A 23,447-nucleotide genomic window follows, 5' to 3' on the forward strand; every position below is an offset into this window, starting at 1 on the left:
CTAGGCGCAAACTCCCCTCGGTGCAACCGCGGCCGGCGGGGGCGGGTTCTCTAGCAGGAAGCGCCGCCGCATCATCTCCAGCATGTCCGCGGCCGGCACCGGCCGCGCGATGAAATAGCCCTGCACTTCGTTGCAGTCCAGGCCCTGCAGGATCGCCAGCTGCTCCGCGGTCTCGACGCCCTCGGCCACCACCGACATGCCCAGCGCGTGCGCCATCGAGACGATCGCCTGGAAGAACACCGTGCCCTCCTTCGAATTGCCCAGCTCCATGGTGAAGGCGCGGTCGACCTTGAGCACATCCATCTTCAGGCGCTGCAGCTGCGACAGCGACGAATAACCGGTGCCGAAATCGTCGACGTGCAGCTTGACGCCGAGTGCGCGCAGCGAGGCCAGTTCGGCCAGGATGTCGTCGTGGTCGCCCATCATGGCCGACTCGGTGATCTCGACTTCGATCAGGCTGGCCGGCACCCCGTGCCTGCCGAGCGCCGCGCTGAGCTGGCGCCCCACCCCGCCGCGCAGGAACTGCTTGGGCGAGACGTTGATCGAGACCGGCACCAGCGCCACCCCGGCCGCGCGCCAGGCCGCCAGCTGGGCGCAGGCCTTGTCGATCACGATGTCGCCGATGCGCACGATCAGGCCGGTGCTTTCGGCCAGCGGGATGAATTCGCCCGGGGACACCAGGCCCAGGTCCGGATGCTGCCAGCGGATCAGCGCTTCCATGCTCAGCAGCTCACCGCTGCGGGCGTCCACGCGCGGCTGGTAGAACAGCGTGAACTGGTCGCGCTCGAGCGCTTCGAGCATGTGCTGTTTCAGGCGCGCGCGCGACGTGAGGGAATTCGACAGCGCAGGGTCGAAGAAGCGGTACTGGCCCTTGCCATCGTTCTTCCCGGCGTACATCGCGATGTCGCTGTGGCGCACCAGGGTCTCGGCATCGAGCCCGTCGCGCGGGTACATGCTGATGCCGACCGAGGCGCCCACCGCATGCATCTCGTCGCCGACCAGGAAAGGCACCGCGAAGGCCTCGACGATGCGCGCCGCCACCGAGGCGGCCTGGCGTTCGCCGTCCACGGGGTGCAGCAACACGAGGAATTCGTCGCCGCCGAAGCGCGCCACGCGGTCGGTCGGGCGCAGCAGCGACAGCAGGCGCCCGGCCGCCGACTTGAGCAGCGCGTCGCCCACCGCATGGCCGTGCGAGTCGTTCACATGCTTGAATTCGTCGAGGTCGATGAACAGCAGCGCCAGGCCGGCGCCGGTGTCCCGGGCCTGCGCCAGCATCGCCGGCATCGCGCCCAGGAAGGCATGGCGCGTGGACAGTCCGGTCAGGGCGTCGATGTTGGCCATGTGTTCGAGCTGGGATTCGTGCTCCTTGCGCTCGCTGATGTCCTGCAGCGTCACCGCCAGGCCGTTGCCGACCCGGACCAGGCGCCGGTGGCCCCAGCTGATATTCAGGCGGTTATCGCTCGGCATGCGCCGGTCGTCCTCGTAGAAGCCGGCTTCCATCGCCTTGCGGTAGGTCTCCATCAACTCTTCGCCGAACAGGCCGGAGTCGATCTGCGACAGGCTGCGCCCGACCAGCTGGTCGCGCGTCATGCCATAGAAGAAGGCGCCGCGCTCGTTGCAGTCGACGATGCGGAAGTCCTCGATCCGTCCGTCGCGCCCGCGTACGGCGGCGGCCATGTAGAAGCCGTCCTTGCCGCTTTCGGTGGCGGTGCGGTAGGCGCGCTGCACCTCGTCCTGCTCGCGCTCGCGCAGCACGGCGCGGCGCGCCATGACGCAACCAAGGCCGCCGAGCAGCACCAGGCAGAAGCTGGCGGCGATGGCGCGGTCGCGGCTCTCGCGCCAGTAGCTTCCGGCGGCGTCCAGGGCCGCATGATGCGACAGCGCGACCAGGGCCACCAGCGGGTAGGCGGCCGAATGGCGCCAGCCCAGCACGCGCGTCTGGCCGTCGGCGAAGCCGCTTGCGCCCTGCACCAGCTGCACGCCATGCTCGCTCGCCCACAGGCTGTCGTTGGGCGGCAGCACCTTGCGCACGCTGTCGAGCCAATCGTTGCCGCCGCTGCGCTGTTCCACGCGCAGCGAGTTCTCGAGGCCGGCCAGCGCCACCACGCCGCCCGCGCCCAGGGTGGCGGGACTGACGAAGGAGGTGAAATAACGGGCGTCGACCGCCATCAGCACGATGCCGTCGAATTCGTCGTCGCCGGTATCGAGCCGGCGCGTGAACAGCACCAGGTCGCCGCCGTCGCCGAGCCGGGAAGGCGCGGCGCCGATGCGCAGCGCCGTCGAGATGTGGTTGCTGTGCTCGACAAAGGACGGGCTGGCGGAGACATCGCTGCCGATCAGCGCCGCACGGGTCGAGGCGCGCACGATGCCTGCGCGGTCGGCCACGGCGACGGTGGCGAAAGCGCTGTCGGTGAACATGCCGTTGCGGCGCAGTTCGTCGAGCAGGCCGGTATCGCGTGCGCTGGCGCGCCCGTTTTCCCAGCTGAACTTGAGCTGCATGGTGATCTGGTCCATCTGGCCGACCGAACGGGTGACGACCTGCTCGTAGGCTTCGACATAGGCGCCGGCGTCCTTGCTCGCCTGGGCGCCGGCGCGTTCGTGCTCGGCATTCGCACGCATGACCGTGGCGATCCACAGGGCCGCGCACAACAGCAGGGCCAGGGCCGGCCAGACGAAGACCAGGGTGCGGTTGGTGCGGGAGGTGGCCTGGCCGGGGTGGGAGCTCATGCTGGTTGTTTCACTGTGGCAATGTGCCGACAGTCTAGCCTGCATTCATGTCATCCGCATGACATGTATGCCGCGCGGGTTCACGCCGGCGCCAGCATGTAGCCCGCCCCGCGTACGGTCTTGATGACGGTCTTGGCCCGCCCCAGCGCCTTGCGCAGCCTGAGCACGTGCACGTCGACGGTGCGCTGGTCGAGCGTGCCGTGGGCGTCCCACAGCTGTTCGATGAGCTGGGCGCGCGAGAATACCTGGCCCGGATGGCAGAGCAGGAAGCGCAGCAGCCGGTATTCGGCATGGCGCACCTCGACCTGGTGCTTGCCGACCCGGACGCTGCAGCTGAGCGGGTCCAGCACCAGGCGGCCGGAGCGCAGCAGGCGCTCTTCCATTGCATCGTCGGGCGGCTGCGGAACGAAGGCGGCCGGGGCCGGCGCGCCTTGCTGTCCGTCGGCGCCGGCGGCGAGCAGGATCACGGGGCGTTCGCGCAGGCCGCTTGCGCCGCGCAGGCGCGCCAGCAGGCGCATGCCGCCATCCTGGCGCAGCATCGATTCCTGCAGCAGCAGCTCGGGGCGCTCGCGCCCGATGAATTCCCAGGCCTGGGCCAGGGTCGGGACGCTGTGCCAGATCCATTCGTCTTCGTGCAGCGCGTACTTGAGCAGCTCGGCGATGGCCGGCTTGTCGTCGACCACGAGAACGATGGTATTGGCCATGGAAGGAAAGTCCAAAGAACATCCGGCAGCCAGGCTGCCGGATCGTGACAGGTCGAACGGATTAGTAGATGGCCTTGCCCGATGCATCCTTGAGCTGGGCTTTCCAGTTGGCCTGCACCAGCTTGACGACCGATGCCGGCATCGGCACGTAGTCCAGTTCAGCCGCGGCCGGGGCGCCGTTCTTGAAGGCCCAGTCGAAGAACTTCAGCACTTCCGCGCCCTTGGCGCCGTCGGCCTGGGTGCGGTGCATCAGGATGTACGACACACCCGTGATCGGCCAGCTCTGCTTGCCTGCGGCGTCGGTCAGGATCACGCCGAAGCCAGGGGTCTTGGTCCACTCGGCGCCGGCGGCGGCGGCCTTGAAGTGCTCGTCGTCCGGCTGCAGGAAGACGCCGTCCTTGTTCTTGAGCTGGGTGTGCGACAGCTTGTTCTTCTTGGCGAAGGCCCACTCGACGTAGCCGATCGAACCCTTGATGCGCTGCACGTTGGCGGCGACGCCTTCGTTGCCCTTGCCGCCCACGCCCACGGCCCACTTCACCGCGGTGCCGGCGCCGACGCTGCTCTTCCAGTCGGCGCTGGTCTTGGACAGGTAGTCGGTGAACAGGAAGGAGGTGCCCGAGCTGTCGGCGCGGTGCACGACGGTGATGTCCAGGTCCGGCAGCTTCACGCCCGGGTTCAGCGCGGCGATCGGCTGCGCATTCCACTTGGTGATCTTGCCCAGGTAGATGTCGGCGACGACCGGGCCGGTCAGCTTGAGCTGGCCAGGGGTGATGCCTTCGACGTTGACCACGGTGACCACGCCGCCCATGATGGCCGGGAACTGCATCAGGCCATCTGCGTCCAGGTCTTCCGCCTTGAGCGGCATGTCCGACGCGCCGAAGTCGACGGTCTTGGCCTTGATCTGCTTGATGCCGGCGCCCGAACCGACCGACTGGTAGTTCAGGCCGTTGCCGGTGGCAGCCTTGTACGACTCGGCCCACTTGGCGTAGATCGGGTACGGGAAGGTCGCGCCGGCGCCGGTCATGTCAGCAGCGAACGAGGTCGACATCATGAGCGCGGCAGCAGCACCGGCGAGGATCTTCTTGAACATGGGCTTGTTATTCCTATTCCTGGTTGGGGGAGTGTGTGTTGGACCACGCAGCAAAGTCTAGACCCCGAATGTGACGTGTTTATGACTCGATCGACACGACCGTGCGCGCCCGCCGCCGCCAGCTTTGCTATGATGGGAATTCCAAAAAAACAACAGGACGACCCGTATGCGCCCCCTGCTCCGCGTCTTCACCCTCGCCGGCCTGGCTGTGCTGCTCGGCGGCTGCGCCACCACCCACGACCGCCTGCCGGAGGCGCGCTACACCATGACCGAGCGCCAGACCCTGCCGCTGGCCGAGCGCCTGTCGATCACCTACGAAGGCGCCGAGGACAGCCGCTGCCCGGACAACGCCCGCTGCATCTGGCCGGGCCGCCTGAGCTACCGCTTCACGATGCGCATCGGCAGCGTGGCGCAGGCCTTCTACCTGGTGCCGGGCCAGGCCGGCTACATGTCGCCGGCGCTGCGCGGCTCGCGCATCGAACTCGACCACCTGACCCCGCTGCCGCCGCGCGGCATGGCCGGCGAACCCGGGCCGGTGATGTATCCGGTCACCTTCAACATGTACGCGCAGTAAGCGCGTTGTTCGGGATCGTTCGCATGAAAGCGACTGTGGGCGCTTGCGCCCTTGCCGTGTCCATCGTCCTGCAGGCGCCGTCGGCACTGGCCAGGCCCCCGGTCGCCACCGGCACGGGCGGCGCGGTCGCCACCATCAGCCAGCAGGCCTCGCAGTCGGCCATGGCCATCCTGAACCGGGGCGGCAATGCCGTCGATGCGGCCGTGGCCGCGGCCGCGACGCTGGGCGTGACCGATCCGTTCAGCTGCGGCATCGGCGGCGGCGGCTTCATGCTCGTCTACCTGGCCAGGGACAAACGCGTGATCACCATCGACCACCGCGAAACGGCGCCCGCCAGCTATACGCCCGCAGCCTTCCTGGAAAACGGCAAGCCGGTCGACTTCGACACGGCGGTCGCCAGCGGCGCCTCGGTCGGGGTGCCGGGCACGGTGCGCGGCTGGCACGAGGCGCTCGAGCGCTACGGCACGATGCGCTTTGCGCAGGTGCTGGCCCCGGCCATCGAGGTGGCCGATAAGGGCTATCGGGTGACTGAAATATTCAGTCATTTGACAGCCCAAAATGAAAGAAAATTTCAACTGTATGCGCCCACCAGCGCGCTCTACCTGCGTGATGGCAAGGCGGTGCAGCCGGGCGCCCTGATCCGCAATCCGGGCATGGCCAAGGCCTACCGCGAGATTGCGGCCGGCGGCGTACGCGCCTTCTACGAAGGCCCGATGGCGCGCGCCATCGTCGACGCCGTGAACAAGCCGCCGCTGGCGCCGGGCAAGACGGCGCGCGCCGGGCGCATGACGCTGGCCGACCTGGCCAACTACGAGGCGCGTATCCGCCAACCGCTGCGCTCGACCTACCGCGGCTACGAACTCTACGGCATGCCGCTGCCGAGCAGCGGCGGCGCCACCGTCGCCGCGGCGCTCAACATCCTCGAAGGCTACGATTTCAAGAGCATGCCGCGCGCACGGGCCGAGCACCTGTATCTGGAAGCGAGCCGCCTGGCCTTCGCCGACCGCAACGCCTACCTGGCCGACCCCGAATACATCGACGCGCCGCTCGCCGGCATCCTGTCGAAGGACTATGCGGCCCAGCGCCGCACCCTGATCGGCGCCCAGGCCGCGCGCAACGTGGCGCCAGGCGATCCCTATGCCTACCAGGCCGACCAGAGCGTGCCGCTGCGCCCACAGTCGGTGAAAATGCAGCGCGAGAATGCCCACACCACCCACCTGACGGTGTCGGACAAGGACGGCAATGTCGTGTCCTATACCTTCACCATCGAGTCCTGGGGCGGCAGCGGCATCGTGGTGCCGGGCTACGGCTTCCTGCTCAATAACGAGCTGACCGATTTCGATTTTTCCGGCCCGCACCCGAACGTGCCGGAAGCGGGCAAGCGCCCGCGTTCGAGCATGGCGCCGACCATCGCGCTCAAGGACGGCAAGCCCGCCTTCACCATCGGCAGCCCGGGCGGCGCGACCATCATCACGACGGTGCTGCAGACGATCTTCAACTACATCGACCTGGGCATGCCGATGGACCAGGCGGTAAACGCCCCGCGCCTGTCCGAGTGCAACTGCGAGGCGACCTCGATCGAGCCGGGCTTCGCCGGCAGCGAGCAGGCGCGCGCACTGGAAAAATTCGGGCATCGCTGGGACGCCTTGGTGGAAGAAATCGGCGCAGCCAATGCGCTGGTGTTCAACCCCGACGGCACGGTGACGGCCGTCAGCGAAGGCAAGCGCCATGGCGTGGGCACGGCGCTGGTGCAGCGCCGCGGGCACTGAAGGGGTTCTTTGCCGGCGCGGTGAGTTTCGGTGACGCTACAGGCGCAAACGAGGACTATACTCATCGGTTTCCCCCTGGAGACGCCATGAGATCACTCTTCGCAGCAAGCGCACTGGCCCTCGGCCTGTTGCTGGCCGCACCGCAGGTGCTGGCGCAAACGCCGGCGGCCGACAAGCAGCAGATCGATGCGATCGTCGAGACCTTCCGCACCGCGATCATCAAGAAGGACACGGCCAGTTTCCTGCCGCTGTTCCTGCACGAGGGCATTACCTGGACCGGCGTGACCACCGACGCCAGCATCGAGCGCCTCTACGCCAACCGCCCCGATCCCAAGCTCAAGCGCCCTGCGAAATACCGGAACAGCTCCCCGCGCAGCTTCATCGAGAGCATCGTCAAGGACCCCGAGCAGCTCGAGGAAACCTTCGCCAACCTGCGCATCGACAGCGATGGCGACGTGGCCCAGGTCTGGTTCGACTACAGCTTCATGGCCGGCGGCTACAAGCAGAACTGGGGCAAGGAAAGCTGGCAACTGGTCCGCACCGACAGCGGCTGGAAGATCGCCGCGGTGGTGTGGTCGATGGAACTCAATCCGGCGCCGCGCGTGGCGAAACGCGGCGCCCAATAAGTTTTAACCCGCCTGCCCATACCTACAATAACGGAGACAACCCATGAGCAATTTCATCACCCTCTTGCCCACCCTATTGATCGCAGCGCTGGCGCTGATCATGTTCGGGCTGGGCCTGTCCCTCACCCTCGGCGACTTCCGCCGCCTGCTCGGCCACCCGAAGGCCGTGATCCTGGCGCTGGTGCTGCAGGCCGCGGTGCTGCCCGCCATCTGCTACGGGCTGATCGTGTTGCTGGACGTGGCGCCGATCTATGCGGTCGGGCTGATGCTGCTGGCCGCTTCCCCGGGCGGCGTGTCGGCCAACCTGTTCAGCCACCTGTTCGGCGGTAACGTGGCGATGAACATCTCGCTTACCGCGATCAACACGGTGCTGTCGATCGTCAGCCTGCCCCTGATCGCCAACTTCGCCATCGACACCTTCGCCAACAGCGGCCAGGTGGTGCCGATGCAGACCGGGAAGGTGATCGAGGTGATCGGCATCGTGCTCATTCCGGTGGCCATCGGCATGCTGGTGAAAAGCCGCGCGCCCGGCTTTGCGGCGCGCATGGACAAGCCGATGAAGCGCTTCTCGATGGTGGTGCTGGCGGCGCTGGCGGTGGTGGCCATTGCCAAGGAATGGGATGCGCTGGTGGTCTCGTTCGCCTCGATCGGCCTGGCCGTCATCCTCTTCAACATCGCCAGCCTGGGCCTGGGCTACACCGTGCCGCGCATGATGGGACTGGACCGGCCGAACGCCATCGCCATCGGCTACGAGATCGGCATCCACAATTCGACCCTGGCGATTTTCGTGGCCGTGTCGGTGCTGGGCGACTTCCAGCTGATGCTGCCGGCGGCGATCTATTCGGTCAGCATGTATGTGTTCGCGACCGCCTTCGGCCTGATCGTGCTGGGCAAGAAGCAGCACGCCGGCGCCGCGGCGCCGACGTCGGCCTGAGCGTCGCCTTCAGTCCATTCGCCCTGCCGGGAAGGCGCAGGGCGAGCCTGCCATCACGCGCAAGCCGCGCGTGATGGCCCAGGCCGCGATCGCGATGCTAACGATCGCGGCAACCGGCAGCGCCGGCAGCCCGGCCAGCGCCCGCAGCGCAAGACCGATGGCCATGCTGGCAGCGATCGATGCCCCCAACAGCAGCAGCGGCGCCAGCACGGAAGCCGGACCCGCCGCATGGTTGCGCAGCGGCGCCGCCAGTACCGGCAAGACCAGGCAGCAGATGCTGGCCACGCTGACCAGGGTGGCCGCATCGGCCCTGCCCAGGGCAGCCAGCAGCAGGCTGGCGCCGGCGGCGAAGCACCAGCCCGTGAACGCCAGCCGCAGCAAGCCGCGCGCGAGGTAGCGGTTGAAGGGGCCGGCCGATCCCGGCATCGCCGGGGCCAGCCGCACCAGCGACTGCTCGCCCGGAAAGGCAGCGACCAGTGCGCTCGAGCGCACGGCGACAGCGATCGGGGCAAACAGCAAGGTGCAGGCCATCAGCCAGCCGACATCCTGGACCACCTCGGGGCTGGTACGCCAGGTGGTGAAGACACCCAGCACCAGCAGCACGCCGGCGAACAATCCCAGCCCGAGCAGCAGTTCACCGATGTGATGGGACGGACCGAGCGCATGCAGCACCAGCCAGCGGGAATTCCGGCGTGCGCAATCGCGGCGCAGCGAGACGGCGTACCAGCTCCTGGCCTGCTTGCCGGCCAGTTCCTCCAGCAGCGGGTCGGGCTTGCCCGCTTCCGGGAAGATGCGGACGCGCCCTCCGATCATGCGCCAGTGGCGATCCCCTGCTTCGGGGAAGATGGCGCGCGCCGCGGCGACGATCACGCCGGCGCATGCCAGCAGCGCCAGCGCCACGGCCGCTGGATGGGCCAGGGCCGCCTGTACCGATTCGCTCAGACGGCCGAGGAAGGCTCCGCCCACGCATCCCGCGAAGAGCATCGCGCCGCCAGCCTGGTGCCCGGCGGCGCTCAGGGCGCTGCCCACCGTGCAGAGCATGATCCAGAGCAGCCACATGCCGATGGCGCCGTTGTCCGCATAAGCGATCAAGGCGATGGCGGCCATGGAGGCGAACCATACCAGGCAAGCCAGCTCGATCAAGCGCCGGCGCAGGCCGGGAACCAGTTTTGCGTCGGCGGGCGCAGCGAGCCTGAGCGCACCCGGGACGAAGCGCCACGCCCACGTCAGCAGCAGCACGCCCCATGCCATGCACCAGGCCAGCGCCAGCGCGGCTCCGATGCCCCGGCTGTACCAGACCGGGACGCAGAATGCGAGGGCGATGAAGGCGCCGCCCCAGCGCACGATGGCCGAATCGAAGGCGCCAGTCAGCGACAGTGCGGCGCGCCACAACACATGGTAATCGTGCAGCCGCGCATTCATTGCGTCACCTTGATGAACAGGTCTTCCAGGCTGACCGGCTCGGCGATGCGCCCATCGACGGCATGGCGCGCGCCCTCCAGCAGCTCGTCGAGCGGGCCTTGCAGGGCGATCCGGCCATCCTTGAGAAAGGCCACGTCCAGCGCCACCCGCTCCAGGTCGGTCAGGATGTGGGTCGAGAACACCACCGTGGTGCCGCGCTCGATGACGCCGTCCACCAGCTCGGAGAGAAAAGCGCGCCGGCCGGCCGGATCGAGCGCCGACACCGGCTCGTCCAGCACCAGCAGTGCCGGGTCGTGCGCCAGCGCGCGGATGATCGACAGGCGCTGCTGCTCGCCGCCGGACATGCGCCCGATCGGCTTGGCGAGCATGAGGGCGTCGAAGCCCCAGCGTTCGAGCAGCGCCTCGACCTTGACCGTGTTCCAGCGCGGGTACATGGCCTTGAAGTAGTCGAACATCTGCACCGGGGTCATCCACTCGAAGAGGCCGCACTTCTGCGGCACGTAGCCGATGCGGGCCCGGGTGGCGTCGGACAGCGCCGCAACGTCCTCGCCGAACAGGGTCACGCTGCCGCCATCGGGTTCGCGCAGGCCGAGCAGGCATTCCATCAGCGTGGATTTGCCGGCGCCGTTGCGGCCCAGCAGGCCGATGACCTGGCCCTGGCGGATGTCCCAGTCGAGGCCCTGGAGGACGATGGCGCTGCCAAAATGCTTGGCCACGCCGCGCATCTGGATGATGGGTGCGGTCACGGTGCTTCCTTCAAAATGTGGGTGAAAAGGGCGAGAACGGTGTCGGGATCGAGTTCGAGTTCGCGTGCTTCGCGGGCGGCCCGCTCCAGGGTCGGGCGCAGCAGGGCTTCGCGCCCGGCGCTGCCTTGCGTCGCGCGCGGGCGCTCGGCAACCATCATCCCCAGGCCGCGGCGGCGCTCGACCAGTCCCTCGACTTCGAGCAGGCCATAGGCCTTGGAGACGGTCATCGGGTTGACGGCCAGCGCCTGCGCCACTTCGCGCACCGAGGGCAGCGCGTCGCCGGGCGCCATCTGGCCGCCGGCCACGAGGCGGCGAACCTGGTCGATCAACTGGCGGTAGATCGGGTCGGCCGAGCCGGGCGTGATCGAAAACAGCTGGGGCAAATGGGTGGGCATGGGGCGTATATGTGTATTAATTGAGTAATACACTACGCTTGCTTTAATGCATCGTCAACCGTTTTGTGCAAGGAAGGACACAACTTATGCAGCCTGCGTGGAAGCCTGGTGCGGAGCAGCCCGCGGTGACGCAAAACCTCGTCCGGCGGGAGCGAATTTGTGACATCATTCCGAACGCCATAATTCGGCCGCCCTCCCCTCCAGAAAAAGAACAAGACATGCCGCCCAGCGCAGACACGGTTACCGGTTCCAGCGCGGAACTCCTCTCCAACCCTGAAGTCAGGTTCAGGGAACTGTTCGAGCAGGCGCCTACCAGCTTCCAGCTCCTGACGCCTGCCGGCTACACGGTGCGCGTGAACAAGGGCTGGGAAGCGCTATGGCATATCTTCGAAGGCAGCCCCCTGTACCGCCACGTGCTGAGCACCGAGTACAACGTGCTGCGCGATCCGCAACTGCTGGCGGCGGGCATCACGCCCTACCTGGAACGCGCCATGGCGGGCGAATCGGTCCAGGTGCCGGCCATGCTGTACGACACCTCGGCCCTGGGGCCGCCGGGGCGCAAGCGCTGGGTGACTTCGCTCGCCCACCCGATCAAGGACGCCCAGGGCCGGATCGTCGAGGTGCTGCTGATGCACGAGGACATCACCGACCGGGTGCATGCCGAAACCGTCCTGCGCGAGAGCGAAGAACGATTCCGCTCGCTGGCAATGGCGACGTCGCAGATCATCTGGACCAATACCGCCGACGGCTACGTCCTGGAAGACTCGCCCTCGTGGCGCGCCTTCACCGGACAGACCTACGAGCAGTGGAAGGGCTTCGGCTGGCTCGACGCGCTCCATCCCGACGACCGCGCGCCGACGCAGCGGATCTGGCTGCAGTGCGTTGCCGACCGCTCGCTGTTCGAGACCCGCTACCGCCTCCGCCGGGCCGACGGCGTCTACCGCTGGACCGCCGTCAAGGGCATGCCCATCCTCGGTCCCGACGGCGCCGTGCGCGAATGGATCGGCGCCAACCGCGACATCCACGACAGCGTGATGGAACAGGAAGGACTGGCCCAGCGGCTGGACCGCGAGCAGCGCCAGTCCGCCCTGCTGGCCAAGGTCGCCGACGCCGCGCGCACGCTGCAGACGGCGCTCTCCAGCGGCGAGATCGCCGCGGCCCTGGAGCAGGAGGTGCGCGCCATCCTCGGGGTCGGCCGGGCGGCGGTGACGCTCGCCGATGCCGAAGGCCAGCCGCAGCCGGCGGACGCCGGCGGCGGCCTGAGCGTGCCGCTGATCGACCGCAAGGGCCGGCAGATCGGCCGCATCGAGGTCGCGGACAAGGCCGCCGGCGCGTTCGACGAGCAGGACGAAGCCATCCTGGTGCAACTGGCCGCGATCGCGGCGGCCGGCTTCGACAATGCGCAGCTGTACGCCTCGCTGCGCGAGCAGGACCGCCGCAAGGACGAGTTCCTGGCCATGCTGGCGCACGAGCTGCGCAACCCGCTGGCGCCGATCGCCACCGCCGCCGAGCTGCTGAAGATGGCGGTCAGCCCGGAGCACATCCGCAGCTCGAGCGAGGTGATCAGCCGCCAGGTGCGCCATATGACCTCGCTGGTGGACGACCTGCTCGACGTCTCGCGCGTGACGCGCGGCCTGATCAAGCTGGACAAGACCCGGGTCGCGGTCGACGCGCTGGTGTCGAGCGCCACCGAGCAGTCGCGTCCCCTGATCGCGGCGCGCGCCCATGTGCTGTCGGTCGAGATCTATGCCGCCGGCGCCCATGTCGACGGCGACGCGACGCGGCTGGTGCAGGTCATCACCAACCTGCTCAACAACGCCGCCAAGTACACGCCGCGCGGCGGCATGATCGTGCTGCACGTGGCGCGCCGCGACGGCGGCGTGGACATCAGCGTGACCGACAACGGCATCGGCATCGAGGGCGGCCTGCTGCCGCACGTGTTCGACCTGTTCACCCAGGCCGAGCGCACGCCGGACCGCTCGCAGGGCGGGCTCGGGATCGGGCTGGCGCTGGTGCGCAATATGGTGGCGCTGCATGGAGGCGAGGTGCAGGCGCGCAGCGAGGGGTTGGGCAAGGGAAGTACGTTCACTGTCTGGCTGCCGCTGGCCTGAGGTCTGCCGCGCACCGTAGGGTGGGCAAGTTCCTTGCCCACGCGGTGATAGTTGAAGGTAAGGTGCTGCGCAGGTCATTCAGGCGTCATTTGAACGCGTGGGCGGGAGACCCGCCCACCCTACGGGCCAACGGATGCTGGCCAAACGACTGCGGCAAAAAAAAAGCCGGGCAACGCCCGGCTCTTCTCACATCGGTACAGCAGATTACAGGTGCGGCGTAATCAGCGGCATCAGGTCGTCGAAGGTGCGGCCCGAGCCGTTCTCGCCGATCGCATGCATCTTCCACTCGCCGCCATGGCGGTACAGCTTGGCCATGATCTGCGCGGTGTGCGAACCCTGGACCGACAGGTTGAAGCGCGCGACTTCCTGGTTGTTGCCGGCGTTGATCAGGCGGCAGTAGGCGTTTTCCACGGTCGAGAAGTTCTGGCCGGTGAAGCTGTTCACGGTGAACACCAGCGACTTGACGTTGGCGGGCACGCGGGACAGTTCGACCGAGATCTGTTCGTCGTCGCCGTCGCCGGCGCCGGTGCGGTTGTCGCCGGTGTGGGTGATGCTGCCGTCCTTGCTCTTGAGCTGGCGGAACCAGACCGTGTCGACCGGGCGGTTCGATTCGTCGAACATCACCACCGAGGCGTCGAGGTCGACCGCGGCGCCAGAGCCGCCGCCGAAGCCGAAGAAGCCCTTGGACTTGGCCACGTCCCAGCCCAGGCCCATGGTGACGCGCGAGAGCGCGCCGCCGGCTTCCTTGTCGAGCGAGATCTTCTGGCCTTTTTGCAGATTAACTGACATAACTGTATTCCTCCTATTAGCGCGCCGGCTGCTGCATCCAGGCTTTGAATGCATTCCGGTTGCGTGAACATACGTAAACCTTCCCTTTGCCCGAGAAGCGCAACACCATGCCCTCGCCGCTGGTCTGGCTGTTGATCAGGTTGCCCAGGAAGCCGCCGCTGGTGCCGGTCGTGATCGAGATCTCGTAGCGCAGCGTGCTGTCCCAGCACACCACGTGGGCGTTGTCGATGATCGCATCCTTGCCCGGCTCGACGTCCAGCACCGACATCGACCCGAAGCCCGACACCACCACCTGGCCGCTGCCGGTCGTCTCGGTGACGAAGAAGCCGCCGCTCTGCGCGAACAGGGCGTTGCCGATGTTCTGGGTGCGCACCTTCAGGTCCACGCCGCTGGTAGCCGCGACGAAAGCGCCGTCGCTGATGATGTACTGGTTCGGGCCGCAGTCGACGGCCTGCATCGCGCCCGGCAGGGTCGGCGAGAGCAGGCAGTCGCCGTCGCCGCGGGTGGCTTCGATGTGCTGCTGGAAGAAGGACTCGCCGTTGGCGAAGGTGCGCATCAGCGCGCTGCCCAGGCCGCCCTTCATCTTGCCCTTCAGGTCGAGCGTCGATTCCATCATCACCATCGCATCGGATTCGCAATAGATGGTTTCGCCGCGTCGCATCGAGACATGCAGGAAGGGATCGACATCCCCGGTCACGGTAAATACTGGCATTGCTGGCTTCCTTTCAAAGCGGCCCGCCTGCAGGCAGGCCGCGCCTGTTGAATTAGACGTTCACGCCGTAGTTCTTGGCCAGTGGGCCCAGGCCGCCGGCGAAGCCCTGGCCGACAGCGCGGAACTTCCATTCGGCGCCGTTGCGGTACACCTCGCCGAAGATCATCGCGGCTTCCGTCGAGCTGTCTTCCGACAGGTCGTAGCGGGCGATCTCGCTGTTGTTGCCGGCGTTGACGCAGCGGATGAAGGCCTTGCCGACCATGCCGAAGTTCTGGCGGCGGGTTTCGGCGTCGTGGATGGTCACGCCCAGCACGACCTTGTCGACGTCGGCCGGTACCTTGGTCAGGTCGATGGTCACGGATTCGTCGTCGCCTTCGCCCTGGCCGGTGGTGTTGTCGCCCGAGTGGACCACCGAGCCGTCCGCGGACTTCAGGTTGTTGTAGAAGATGAAGTCGCTATCCGAACGCACTTTTCCCGACGAATTGAGCAGGAACACCGCGCCGTCGAGGTCGAAGGCTGCGCCGTCGGTGGCGCGGGTATCCCAGCCGAGGCCGACCTTCAGCTGGGTCAGGCCAGGAGCTTCTTTCGACAGGTTGACGTTGCCGCCTTTTTGCAGACTGATTGCCATGATGTTGAATCTCCTAAAAATAGAACTGCTTGTGAACACCGGGTAGACGCACAGCGAGCTGGTGTTCTGCCACTCGCCGTGCGGTTCTTGCGGGGCGATCCGTATGGACCGCCTTCGTGCTTATGCCACTTTTTCTGCGGCCGACCCGTTCAGCTTCTTGTGCTGCAGCGAGCTCCACAGCGAAGCGGCGATGAAGGCCACGCCGATCAGGCCCGTGAACAGCTCGGGCACGTGGTACTTCATACTCACCAGCATGATCACGGCCAGGATGCCGATCGCATAGTGCGCGCCGTGCTCCAGGTATACATACTCGTCCAGCGTGCCCTGGCGTACCAGGTAGACCGTCATCGAACGCACGAACATCGCGCCGATTGCCAGGCCCAGCATGATGATCACGACGTCCTGGGTGATGGCGAACGCGCCGATCACGCCGTCGAAGGAGAACGATGCGTCCAGCACTTCGAGGTACAGGAAGCCGCCGATACCGCCCTTCTTGACCATGTCGCCGACATTGCTGTTCGCGTCCGACTCGCTCTTCTCGAGCAGGCTGCTGAGCATGTCGACGCCGATATACACCAGGATGCCCCACAGGCCGGCCATCAGCACGACCATCTTCTGCGCTTCTTCCACCCAGCCCATGGCGAACATCAGCGAGCCGAGGGCGATCAGCACGGCGATCGACGAGACCTTGCCGAGCGAGCCGAGCTTGCGCTCGATGTTGCCGAGCCAGTGGGTTTCCTTTTCATCGTCGAGCAGGAAGTTCAGGAAGACCAGCAGCAGGAACATGCCGCCGAAGGCCGCCACTTCCGCATGGTGGTTGGTCAGGTGCGAGGAAAACGCTTTCGGGTTGGTCAGCGCCAGGTTCCACACTTCCGTCATGCCCAGGTCGGCCGCGACGGCGACGATCACCAGCGGGAACACCAGGCGCATGCCGAACACGGCGATGATCATGCCCAGGCCCAGGAACAGCTTGAGCCAGAATTCGTCCCAGCCCTTGAGGACCGATGCATTCACCACCGCGTTGTCGAAGGACAGCGAAACTTCCATGACCGACAGGATGGCGGTGATGCCAAGTGCGGTCAGCATGCCGGAAACGCCGCCATGGTCGTATCCCCACCACCCCGCCAGCGCCATACAGACGGCGGTGACGACAAATGACCAAGTAAAGTGCTTCATGCTGGATTTCCTCTTTGATCGAAATGCTTCATATGCAGATTTCCCCTTGTTGTTGAATTAGCAGAGTGTAAGCTCATGCAGGATATTGAAAAAGCGAAGATAATCGAAGAGTTACTTCGCAAAAACAGAATACATGAACCATACGCCCCAAAACTTCCGCCACCTGTACTACTTTTGGGTGGTTGCGAAGGAAGGCAGCATCACCCGCGCTGCCGAACGCCTGGGCCTGGCCATCCAGACCGTCAGCACCCAGTTGTCGCAGCTCGAGCAATCCATGGGCAAGGCCTTGTTCACACAACAAGGCCGGCGCCTGAATCTTACCGAGGCCGGGCGGCTCGCGCTATCCTACGCCGACCAAATCTTCCTGCTCGGCGAGCAGATGCAGGAAGCCATGGCCGAGTCGGACAGCACGCGCATCCGCCTGACGGTCGGTATTTCCGATTCGCTACCCAAGCTTACCGCGTATCGCCTGCTCGAGATCGCCACGCAGCTGCCGCGCCCGGTACGCCTGGTCTGCTACGAGGGCGAATTCGACGGCTTGCTGGCCGACCTGGCCCTGCACAAGCTCGACGTGGTCCTGACCGACCGCGCGGTGCGCTCGGGCACCACCCTGCGCGTGTTCAGCCACTTGCTGTCGGACAGCGAAACCATCGTGGTCGGCGCCCCGGCCCTGGCCACGGCCTATGGGCAGGACTTCCCGCGCTCGCTGAACGGCGCGCCGTTCCTGCTGCCGACACGCAATAATGCCCTGCGCGGCAAGATCGACGAATGGTTCGAGCTGCAGGGCGTGCGCCCGGACGTGGTCGGCGAATTCGAGGACAACGCCCTGCTCACCACCTTCGGGCGGCGCGGCCTGGGCCTGTTCTTCGCCCCGGCCGCCCTGGCGCACGACGTCGAGGAGCAGTTCGGCGCCCTCCAGCTGGGCCGCGTGCCCCAGGTGCGCGAGCACTTCTACGCCGTCTCGAACGAGCGCAAGATCCAGCATCCGGCCGTCGAGGCCATCCTCTCGGCAGTACACCAGGGCGTGCTCGCCGGGACGTGAGCTGTACAATGGACCCCGGCTTTGCCACTTTTTTAACTTAACTCTCTTCAATGGAAAACCTTTTATTCGTCGTTCTCGCCCTGTTCCTGGTGGCGCTGAACGGCTTCTACGTGGCGGCGGAATTTTCCATCGTCACGTTGCGCAAGACGCGCGTGCGCGCGATTGCCAAGACTTCCGGCCTGCGCGGCCGCATCCTGGGCAAGGTCCACAACCAGCTCGACGCCTACCTCTCCGCCTGCCAGCTCGGCATCACCCTGGCTTCGCTCGGCCTGGGCTGGGTCGGCGAGCCGGCCTTCGCCAGCCTGCTCGAACCCCTGTTCGCCATGCTGGGCGTGACCTCGCCCGAGCTGATCCATGGCGTGTCCTTCGTGGTCGCCTTCTCGGTGATTTCTTTCCTGCACATCGTGGTCGGCGAGCTCGCCCCCAAGACGCTGGCGATCCGCCTGCCCGAAGTGGTGGCGCTGTGGACCGCGATCCCGCTCTACGCTTTCTACTGGTCGATGTACCCGGCCATCGCGCTGCTCAATGCCAGCGCCAACCTGGTGCTGCGCATCGCCGGCCTGGCCGGCGCCGGCAGCCACGACACCCACTATTCCACCGACGAGCTCAAGCTCATCCTGCGCACCAGCACGCCGGGCGAGAAGTTCACCACCGACGAGCGCAACATCCTGGCCCAGTCGCTCGACTTCAGCCAGCTGGCGGTGTCGGACCTGATGCGCCCGATCAACGAGGTGAGCGCGCTCTACGCCAGCCGCACCCACGAGGAAAACATGGAGACGGTACGCCGCAACCGCTTCTCGCGCTACCCGTATTTCGACGAGGAAGGCGAGGAAGTGCTGGGCGTGATCCACCTGAAGGACCTGTTCTTCGCCCAGCAGGCCGGCCGCCCCGTCACCGACCTGAAGCAGCACCTGCGCCCGGTGGAGACGATTTCCGCGCGCACCCCGGCCCAGGACATCTTCCGGCGCTTCCGCAGCGGCGCGCCGCACTTCGCCCTGATCGGCGAAAAGGGCAAGCGTCCGGTCGGCTTCATCACGCTCGACAACCTGCTGGGGGCGATGGTCGGCGAGATCCGCGACGAATTCCGCATGAACGAGAACGACTGGATGGCGCAGTCCGACGGCACGTGGATCGGCAAGGCCAGCCTGCCGATCTTCTCGCTCGAGCGCCTGCTCGGCATCGACATCGACAATGAAGAGATGGGCCTGGACGACGTCGAATCGGTCGGCGGCCTGCTGATGGAAAAGCTGGGCGACATCCCGAAGCAGGGCCAGCGCATCGAGTTCCCGCAGTTCGACGTGGTGGTCAAGAAGATGAACGGGCCGCGCATCCTGCTGGTGAAGGTGCTGCCGCGGCGCGAACGCGGGCTCGAGGACGACGACCACGATTGAAGAAGTTGTTGCGCATGCAACATCTGCAGCGCATAATTGTCAAGATTTAAACGAAGAGCCGGAAACATTTTTCGGTTTCACCAGAGGAGCAGGGATGTCGATCCAGGTCAGGAACAACGTGCGGGTCTCGGGTACGGGCGAAGCCACCATGGTGTTCTCGCACGGCTTCGGCTGCGACCAGGCAATGTGGCGTCTCATCACGCCCGCCTTCGAGGACCGGTTCCGCATCATCACCTACGACCTGGTGGGCAGCGGCGGCTCCAGCCTGGAAGCATATGACCGCACGCGCTACGCCTCCCTGCAGGGTTATGCCGACGACCTGCTGGAGATCCTCGAGGAGTTCGCGACCGGCCCGGTGATTACCGTCGGCCACTCGGTGAGCAGCATGATCGGCATGCTGGCCACGATCAAGGCGCCCGAGCGCTTCCTGGCCCAGGTGATGGTGGCGCCCTCGGCCTGCTACGTCAACGATCACGATACCGGCTACCTGGGCGGCTTCGACCGCGCCGACATCGACGAGCTGCTCGAGACGATGGAAGCCAATTTCATCGGCTGGTCGGGCAGCCTGGCCCCGGCCATCATGGGTGCGCCGGCGCAACCGGAGTTACGCGAGGAACTCACCGAGAGCTTCTGCCGCAACGATCCCGACACCGCCAAGCACTTCGCACGCGTGACCTTCCTGTCCGACCACCGCGATGACGTGGCGCAGTCACCGACCCCGGCCTTGATCTTGCAGTGCAGCGACGACCTGATCGCGCCGCTCGGCGCAGGCGACTACCTGCACCGCCACCTGCCGCGCAGCCAGCTGCACCTCATCGACAACATTGGGCATTGCCCGCACCTGAGCGCGCCCGTCGCCAGCGCGCGCGCCATGGACGCGTTCCTGGCCACGCTCCCGGACTGAGCGATGGACGGCGTACTCCCCTCCGCCGAGGTCCTCTATGAGAACGCCCCTTGCGGCCTGATGGTGACCGACAAGCACGGTCTGCTGCTGCACGTGAACGCCACTGCCTGCGGCTGGCTGGGTTTTGCCCCGGCCGAGCTGGTCGGCATCCGGCGCATCCAGGAGCTGCTGACGGTCGGCGCACGCCTGTTCCACCACACCCACTGCCAGCCGGTGCTGCAGGTGCGCGGTTCGGTAGCGGAACTGCAGATCGACCTGCGCCACCGCGACGGCAGCCGCCTGCCGATGCTGGTCAATATTGTCCGCCGTCTCCATGCCGGCCAGGTGCATGACGAGTGGGCCGTGTTCATGGCGACCGAGCGCCAGTCGTACGAACGCGAACTGCGCAGCGCGCGCAAGGCGGCCGAGGAAGCGCTGGAAGCGCGGCGCGGGGCTGAAAGCCAGCTGCAGGCCATGAACGCCACCTTGTCCGCGGCCGACCGCCGCAAGGACGAGTTCCTCGCCACGCTCTCGCATGAACTGCGCAACCCGCTGGCGCCGATGCGCAGCGCGCTCGAAGTCATGAAGCTGCGCTTTGCCCCCGGTGCCGACGACGAGCGTCTGCTGGGCGTGTTCGAACGCCAGCTGCACCACCTCACCCACCTGGTGGACGACCTGATGGAAGTGTCGCGCATTACCCAGGACAAGATGGAATTGCGGCGCCAGCCGATCGACCTGGCGGTCCTGGCCCGCGCCGCGGTCGCCGACACGTCCGGCCTGATGGACGGCGCGCGCCACCGGCTCGCGCTCGACCTGCCTGCCCTGCCGGTCATGGTCGACGGCGATCCGACCCGGGTCAACCAGGTCATCGTCAACCTGCTCACCAACGCCGCCAAGTACACCCCGGACGGCGGCGCCATCGCGCTGCGCCTGCACGTCGAGAACGGCATGGCGGTGCTGGCCGTGATCGACGACGGCATCGGCCTGCCTCCCCAGGCGCTGGCCACCGTGTTCGACATGTTCTCGCAACTGGAGCCGGCGCTCGATCGCGCCAAGGGCGGCCTGGGCATCGGCCTGGCGCTGGTGCGCGGCATCGTCGAGCTGCATGGCGGCAGCATCGCGGCCGACAGCGAGGGCGAAGGCAAGGGCAGCTGCTTCACGGTGCGCCTGCCCCTGATCGCGGGACTGCCGGACGCGGCCCCGGCGGCGGCGCAGTCGCCATCCATGCCGCCCCTGGCGGAGGCGCCGAAGGCCATGCGCATCCTGGTGGTGGACGACAACGCCGACGCTGCCGAGATGATGCTGATGGCGCTGCAGCTGTTCGGCTGGGAGGCGCGCGCGGTCTACACCGCCGGCGCTGCGCTGGACATCGCGGCCGAGTACGCGCCCCACGTCGCCCTGCTCGACATCGGCCTGCCCGACCTGAACGGCTACGAGCTGGCGCGCCGCCTGCGCGCCCTCGATGGCTGCCGGGGCATGACCCTGATCGCCGCCACCGGCTGGGGCCAGGAAAAAGACCGCCAGCGCGCCTTCGACGCCGGCTTCGACCACCATCTCACCAAGCCGATCGACTTCGAGCGCCTGCGCAGCGTGCTGCCGGGCAGCCTCGCGTCCTGACAAGCAAGCGGAACCAGCATGGATAGCCACCTCGACCGAAAGCGGATTGCCTGGAACCCGCGTCCCCGCACCCGCCCCGGACTGCACCTGAACACGGAGAAGCTGCCCTACCACCGGCCGGTCATCTCGCAGCTCCAGTTCGCGGCCAGCGCCATCATGGCGGCCGAGCGCATCGACGTGCGCGCCATTTCCGGTTTCGAAATCGTCGGCAAGTCGCCGTTCACGATCCGGCTGGCCGCGGGAGGCCTCGCCGCGATCTTCCGCTATGGCGCCATCGTCTTCTTCAACGCCACCGACGAGGAAAAAACCCAGCTGCTGGCCAGCATCGCGCCGCATGCCTCGGGCGCGGCCGACCTCAAGGCCGAAGAATCCGCGCGCGTGTGCGTGAGCCCCGACGAAGAAGAAGGACCGTCCGGACCGGACATCAAGATCAAGAATGCCGACCGGCTGCGCCTGCAGCTGATCGCCGAAGTCATGGCCAAGGCGGCCATGCTGTCCTTCCAGGAACGCCGCGCCGCGCGCGACTTCGACCTCAGCGAGCCGCTCGCGCGCGACCTGGCCGAGGACGGGCGCTTTTCCGCGAAGCCTTCCGAGCTGCTCAAGACGGTCGGGAACATGCTGCTGGCGGAAAACCGCCTGAACGGCCGCGCCGGCGTGCTCGACCGCCCCGACCTGCTGTGGGATAACCCCAGCCTGTCGGGCCTGTACGCCATGCTCGAGGGCGACTACGAACTGCACGACCGCGCCGCGGCGCTGGACCGCAAGCTCACCACCCTGTCGCATACCTCCGAGACGCTGGTGGAAACCATGCGCTACCACAGCTCGCACCGGCTCGAGCAGGCGATCCTGCTGCTGATTTTTGTGGAGCTTTGCCTTGGGCTGTACGGGCACTTCGGACGCTAGCATCGCGCAGGGCGCCGCCCCCCCCTTGCGCACGCCCGGCCGCAGGCCTACCTGCGCTTGCCGCGCGGCGGCAGCGCAAAGACATCGGCCACCAGGGTGCTTTCGCCGATCTGGCGGCTGGGCGAGGCCGAATCGTGCACCACCAGCAGCGCTTCGGTGGCGCCGCCGTCGGAGGTGAACAGGGCCATGCCTTCCGGATGATCGACGCCCTGGCCGAAAGGCAGGTCCAGCACCCGTTCCAGTTCGGCGGCCGGCACCACGCATTCCTTGCCGGGCGCGGCGCCGCCGCGCCAGCACAGCACCGACACCGGCCCGTCCAGGTCCATGGTCGGCCCGGCCAGCACCAGCAGGTCCTTGCCGCGGATGCACATGTCGCGGATGCCCAGGCCCTTCAGGTCGAGGAAATGCTTGCGGTAGAGCTGTCCTTCGCCGTCCACCGGCGCCAGGCGCAGCCAGCCTTCTTCCGCATCGTCGACCGGCGCCACCTCGATGATCACGGCCCATCCGCGCAGCACCGGTCCGCGCAGGCCGAGCAGCAGGTGCTTGCCGGCGATGGCCAGGCCCTCGATGTCGAAGCCGTTGTCCTTGCCGGGAATGGCCAGGAAAGGCCCCAGGTGCTCGTCGTTCTTCAATAGCGCGGTCAGCTCGTTGCCGTGGGCGTCGCAGCGCAGCAACGCGGCGCTGCGGCGCTTGTCCTTGTGGGCGCTGCTGCGGGCCAGCGAAGGGACGCCGTCTTCCTCGACGATGGGGATGCGCCCGAGCAGGTAGCGGTTGCCGTCGACGCTGACCGCGGCCAGGCGCTTGTGCGCCTTCTTCACGCCGTCGCCCTCTTTCGGCTGCTTGCGGCGCAGGCTGTGCGAGCCGGTCACCCACAGGTATTTGCCGTCGCTGGCCAGGCCCTCGATATCGGCTTCGTTGATGTCGTCCGGCGTCTCGCCATGCGGCGGCAGCGGCAGGGAGAAGTAGTCGTGCAGCGCATATTGCCGGTGACCCTGGGTGAAGCTGCTGCGGCCGGTGCTGTCCTCGTCGCACAGGCTCAGGCGTTCGATGCTGATCGATTCATCGTTGGCGACCCACAGGGTATTCCCCATGCGCAGCACCACCGACAGGCCGTCGCGCAACTCCTTGCCGGGACAGAGGTCATCGCGTTCGGGATGGAATTCGAGCAGGACGATATTCGAGGGATGCATGGCTTCCTTTACGGGCGT

21 protein-coding genes are annotated in these 23,447 nt (G+C 66.9%); 10 read left to right on the forward strand and 11 right to left on the reverse strand.

What is annotated here, in order from left to right; genetic code table 11:
• From AC3XQU_RS13195 to pstS, 3 genes are all read right to left on the reverse strand, one after another.
• Positions 1-2,727: a bifunctional diguanylate cyclase/phosphodiesterase gene (locus tag AC3XQU_RS13195; RefSeq protein WP_489874613.1), complete on the reverse strand. Its 2,727-nt coding sequence runs from the start codon at positions 2,725-2,727 to the stop codon at positions 1-3.
• 80 nt (positions 2,728-2,807) lie between these two features.
• The gene (locus tag AC3XQU_RS13200) at positions 2,808-3,431 is read right to left on the reverse strand and encodes a winged helix-turn-helix transcriptional regulator (RefSeq protein ID WP_489874614.1); all 624 of its coding nucleotides are present in this window, start codon (positions 3,429-3,431) and stop codon (positions 2,808-2,810) included.
• Between the two features lie 61 nt (positions 3,432-3,492).
• On the reverse strand, positions 3,493-4,521 hold the full coding sequence (pstS, locus tag AC3XQU_RS13205) for a phosphate ABC transporter substrate-binding protein PstS (RefSeq protein WP_489874615.1): 1,029 nt from the start codon (positions 4,519-4,521) through the stop codon (positions 3,493-3,495).
• A gap of 166 nt (positions 4,522-4,687) precedes the next feature.
• On the opposite strand from pstS, the gene AC3XQU_RS13210 reads away from it, so the two are divergent.
• From AC3XQU_RS13210 to AC3XQU_RS13225, 4 genes are all read left to right on the forward strand, one after another.
• A complete protein-coding gene (locus tag AC3XQU_RS13210) occupies positions 4,688-5,095 on the forward strand; it encodes a hypothetical protein (protein ID WP_489874616.1) in 408 nt (135 codons plus the stop codon).
• A 23-nt stretch (positions 5,096-5,118) separates the two neighbouring features.
• On the forward strand, positions 5,119-6,864 hold the full coding sequence (ggt, locus tag AC3XQU_RS13215; RefSeq protein WP_489874617.1) for a gamma-glutamyltransferase: 1,746 nt from the start codon (positions 5,119-5,121) through the stop codon (positions 6,862-6,864).
• 86 nt (positions 6,865-6,950) lie between these two features.
• On the forward strand, positions 6,951-7,490 hold the full coding sequence (locus AC3XQU_RS13220; RefSeq protein ID WP_489874618.1) for a YybH family protein: 540 nt from the start codon (positions 6,951-6,953) through the stop codon (positions 7,488-7,490).
• Positions 7,491-7,533: 43 nt separating this feature from the next.
• Complete coding sequence (locus tag AC3XQU_RS13225) at positions 7,534-8,424, forward strand: bile acid:sodium symporter family protein (RefSeq protein WP_489874619.1); 891 nt, start codon at positions 7,534-7,536, stop codon at positions 8,422-8,424.
• 9 nt (positions 8,425-8,433) lie between these two features.
• Here AC3XQU_RS13225 and AC3XQU_RS13230 read toward each other — a convergent pair whose 3' ends face one another.
• The 3 genes from AC3XQU_RS13230 to AC3XQU_RS13240 are packed head-to-tail and all read right to left on the reverse strand — an operon-like array spanning position 8,434 to position 10,987.
• Positions 8,434-9,846, reverse strand: a complete 1,413-nt coding sequence (locus AC3XQU_RS13230) for a hypothetical protein (RefSeq protein WP_489874620.1) — start codon at positions 9,844-9,846, stop codon at positions 8,434-8,436.
• On the reverse strand, positions 9,843-10,592 hold the full coding sequence (locus AC3XQU_RS13235) for an ABC transporter ATP-binding protein (protein ID WP_489874621.1): 750 nt from the start codon (positions 10,590-10,592) through the stop codon (positions 9,843-9,845). Before AC3XQU_RS13235 ends, AC3XQU_RS13230 begins: the two co-directional genes overlap by 4 nt.
• Positions 10,589-10,987: a GntR family transcriptional regulator gene (locus AC3XQU_RS13240; protein ID WP_489874622.1), complete on the reverse strand. Its 399-nt coding sequence runs from the start codon at positions 10,985-10,987 to the stop codon at positions 10,589-10,591. Before AC3XQU_RS13240 ends, AC3XQU_RS13235 begins: the two co-directional genes overlap by 4 nt.
• A 218-nt stretch (positions 10,988-11,205) precedes the next feature.
• On the opposite strand from AC3XQU_RS13240, the gene AC3XQU_RS13245 reads away from it, so the two are divergent.
• Positions 11,206-13,098, forward strand: coding sequence for a sensor histidine kinase (locus AC3XQU_RS13245; protein ID WP_489874623.1), 1,893 nt, complete (start codon positions 11,206-11,208; stop codon positions 13,096-13,098).
• Positions 13,099-13,302: 204 nt separating this feature from the next.
• On the opposite strand, the gene AC3XQU_RS13250 is transcribed toward AC3XQU_RS13245, so the two are convergent.
• The 4 genes from AC3XQU_RS13250 to AC3XQU_RS13265 form a co-directional block, all read right to left on the reverse strand.
• Positions 13,303-13,887 carry a TerD family protein gene (locus AC3XQU_RS13250; protein WP_489874624.1) on the reverse strand — a complete coding sequence of 195 codons (585 nt, stop codon included), beginning with the start codon at positions 13,885-13,887 and terminating at the stop codon, positions 13,303-13,305.
• Positions 13,888-13,903: 16 nt separating this feature from the next.
• The gene (locus AC3XQU_RS13255) at positions 13,904-14,599 is read right to left on the reverse strand and encodes a TIGR00266 family protein (protein WP_489874625.1); all 696 of its coding nucleotides are present in this window, start codon (positions 14,597-14,599) and stop codon (positions 13,904-13,906) included.
• A 52-nt stretch (positions 14,600-14,651) separates the two neighbouring features.
• Complete coding sequence (locus tag AC3XQU_RS13260; RefSeq protein ID WP_489874626.1) at positions 14,652-15,227, reverse strand: TerD family protein; 576 nt, start codon at positions 15,225-15,227, stop codon at positions 14,652-14,654.
• A gap of 120 nt (positions 15,228-15,347) precedes the next feature.
• Positions 15,348-16,403: a DUF475 domain-containing protein gene (locus tag AC3XQU_RS13265; protein ID WP_489874627.1), complete on the reverse strand. Its 1,056-nt coding sequence runs from the start codon at positions 16,401-16,403 to the stop codon at positions 15,348-15,350.
• A 133-nt stretch (positions 16,404-16,536) separates the two neighbouring features.
• Between AC3XQU_RS13265 and nhaR the strand changes: the two genes are divergently transcribed.
• From nhaR to AC3XQU_RS13290, 5 genes are all read left to right on the forward strand, one after another.
• Positions 16,537-17,445: a transcriptional activator NhaR gene (gene nhaR, locus AC3XQU_RS13270; RefSeq protein WP_489874628.1), complete on the forward strand. Its 909-nt coding sequence runs from the start codon at positions 16,537-16,539 to the stop codon at positions 17,443-17,445.
• A gap of 50 nt (positions 17,446-17,495) precedes the next feature.
• Positions 17,496-18,836, forward strand: a complete 1,341-nt coding sequence (locus tag AC3XQU_RS13275; RefSeq protein ID WP_489874629.1) for a hemolysin family protein — start codon at positions 17,496-17,498, stop codon at positions 18,834-18,836.
• A gap of 94 nt (positions 18,837-18,930) precedes the next feature.
• The gene (locus AC3XQU_RS13280; RefSeq protein ID WP_489874630.1) at positions 18,931-19,740 is read left to right on the forward strand and encodes an alpha/beta fold hydrolase; all 810 of its coding nucleotides are present in this window, start codon (positions 18,931-18,933) and stop codon (positions 19,738-19,740) included.
• 3 nt (positions 19,741-19,743) lie between these two features.
• Positions 19,744-21,336: a hybrid sensor histidine kinase/response regulator gene (locus AC3XQU_RS13285; protein WP_489874631.1), complete on the forward strand. Its 1,593-nt coding sequence runs from the start codon at positions 19,744-19,746 to the stop codon at positions 21,334-21,336.
• Positions 21,337-21,354: 18 nt separating this feature from the next.
• The gene (locus AC3XQU_RS13290) at positions 21,355-22,239 is read left to right on the forward strand and encodes an RMD1 family protein (RefSeq protein ID WP_489874632.1); all 885 of its coding nucleotides are present in this window, start codon (positions 21,355-21,357) and stop codon (positions 22,237-22,239) included.
• 47 nt (positions 22,240-22,286) lie between these two features.
• Here AC3XQU_RS13290 and AC3XQU_RS13295 read toward each other — a convergent pair whose 3' ends face one another.
• Positions 22,287-23,429, reverse strand: a complete 1,143-nt coding sequence (locus tag AC3XQU_RS13295; protein ID WP_489874633.1) for a DUF3616 domain-containing protein — start codon at positions 23,427-23,429, stop codon at positions 22,287-22,289.
• Positions 23,430-23,447 lie beyond the last annotated feature (18 nt).

It is taken from the genome of Telluria sp. AZSoR62 (assembly GCF_058111565.1).

Excerpts from the sequence above, each read along its gene's own strand:
- AC3XQU_RS13195 (WP_489874613.1), bottom strand. The coding sequence starts at position 2,727 with ATGAGCTCCCACCCCGGCCAGGCCACCTCCCGCACCAACCGCACCCTG.
- AC3XQU_RS13260 (WP_489874626.1), bottom strand. The coding sequence starts at position 15,227 with ATGGCAATCAGTCTGCAAAAAGGCGGCAACGTCAACCTGTCGAAAGAA.
- AC3XQU_RS13295 (WP_489874633.1), bottom strand. The coding sequence starts at position 23,429 with ATGCATCCCTCGAATATCGTCCTGCTCGAATTCCATCCCGAACGCGAT.
- AC3XQU_RS13250 (WP_489874624.1), bottom strand. The coding sequence starts at position 13,887 with ATGTCAGTTAATCTGCAAAAAGGCCAGAAGATCTCGCTCGACAAGGAA.
- AC3XQU_RS13255 (WP_489874625.1), bottom strand. The coding sequence starts at position 14,599 with ATGCCAGTATTTACCGTGACCGGGGATGTCGATCCCTTCCTGCATGTC.
- AC3XQU_RS13225 (WP_489874619.1), top strand. The coding sequence starts at position 7,534 with ATGAGCAATTTCATCACCCTCTTGCCCACCCTATTGATCGCAGCGCTG.
- AC3XQU_RS13245 (WP_489874623.1), top strand. The coding sequence starts at position 11,206 with ATGCCGCCCAGCGCAGACACGGTTACCGGTTCCAGCGCGGAACTCCTC.
- AC3XQU_RS13200 (WP_489874614.1), bottom strand. The coding sequence starts at position 3,431 with ATGGCCAATACCATCGTTCTCGTGGTCGACGACAAGCCGGCCATCGCC.
- ggt (WP_489874617.1), top strand. The coding sequence starts at position 5,119 with ATGAAAGCGACTGTGGGCGCTTGCGCCCTTGCCGTGTCCATCGTCCTG.
- AC3XQU_RS13265 (WP_489874627.1), bottom strand. The coding sequence starts at position 16,403 with ATGAAGCACTTTACTTGGTCATTTGTCGTCACCGCCGTCTGTATGGCG.
- nhaR (WP_489874628.1), top strand. The coding sequence starts at position 16,537 with ATGAACCATACGCCCCAAAACTTCCGCCACCTGTACTACTTTTGGGTG.
- pstS (WP_489874615.1), bottom strand. The coding sequence starts at position 4,521 with ATGTTCAAGAAGATCCTCGCCGGTGCTGCTGCCGCGCTCATGATGTCG.
- AC3XQU_RS13290 (WP_489874632.1), top strand. The coding sequence starts at position 21,355 with ATGGATAGCCACCTCGACCGAAAGCGGATTGCCTGGAACCCGCGTCCC.
- AC3XQU_RS13230 (WP_489874620.1), bottom strand. The coding sequence starts at position 9,846 with ATGAATGCGCGGCTGCACGATTACCATGTGTTGTGGCGCGCCGCACTG.
- AC3XQU_RS13210 (WP_489874616.1), top strand. The coding sequence starts at position 4,688 with ATGCGCCCCCTGCTCCGCGTCTTCACCCTCGCCGGCCTGGCTGTGCTG.
- AC3XQU_RS13220 (WP_489874618.1), top strand. The coding sequence starts at position 6,951 with ATGAGATCACTCTTCGCAGCAAGCGCACTGGCCCTCGGCCTGTTGCTG.
- AC3XQU_RS13240 (WP_489874622.1), bottom strand. The coding sequence starts at position 10,987 with ATGCCCACCCATTTGCCCCAGCTGTTTTCGATCACGCCCGGCTCGGCC.
- AC3XQU_RS13280 (WP_489874630.1), top strand. The coding sequence starts at position 18,931 with ATGTCGATCCAGGTCAGGAACAACGTGCGGGTCTCGGGTACGGGCGAA.
- AC3XQU_RS13275 (WP_489874629.1), top strand. The coding sequence starts at position 17,496 with ATGGAAAACCTTTTATTCGTCGTTCTCGCCCTGTTCCTGGTGGCGCTG.
- AC3XQU_RS13285 (WP_489874631.1), top strand. The coding sequence starts at position 19,744 with ATGGACGGCGTACTCCCCTCCGCCGAGGTCCTCTATGAGAACGCCCCT.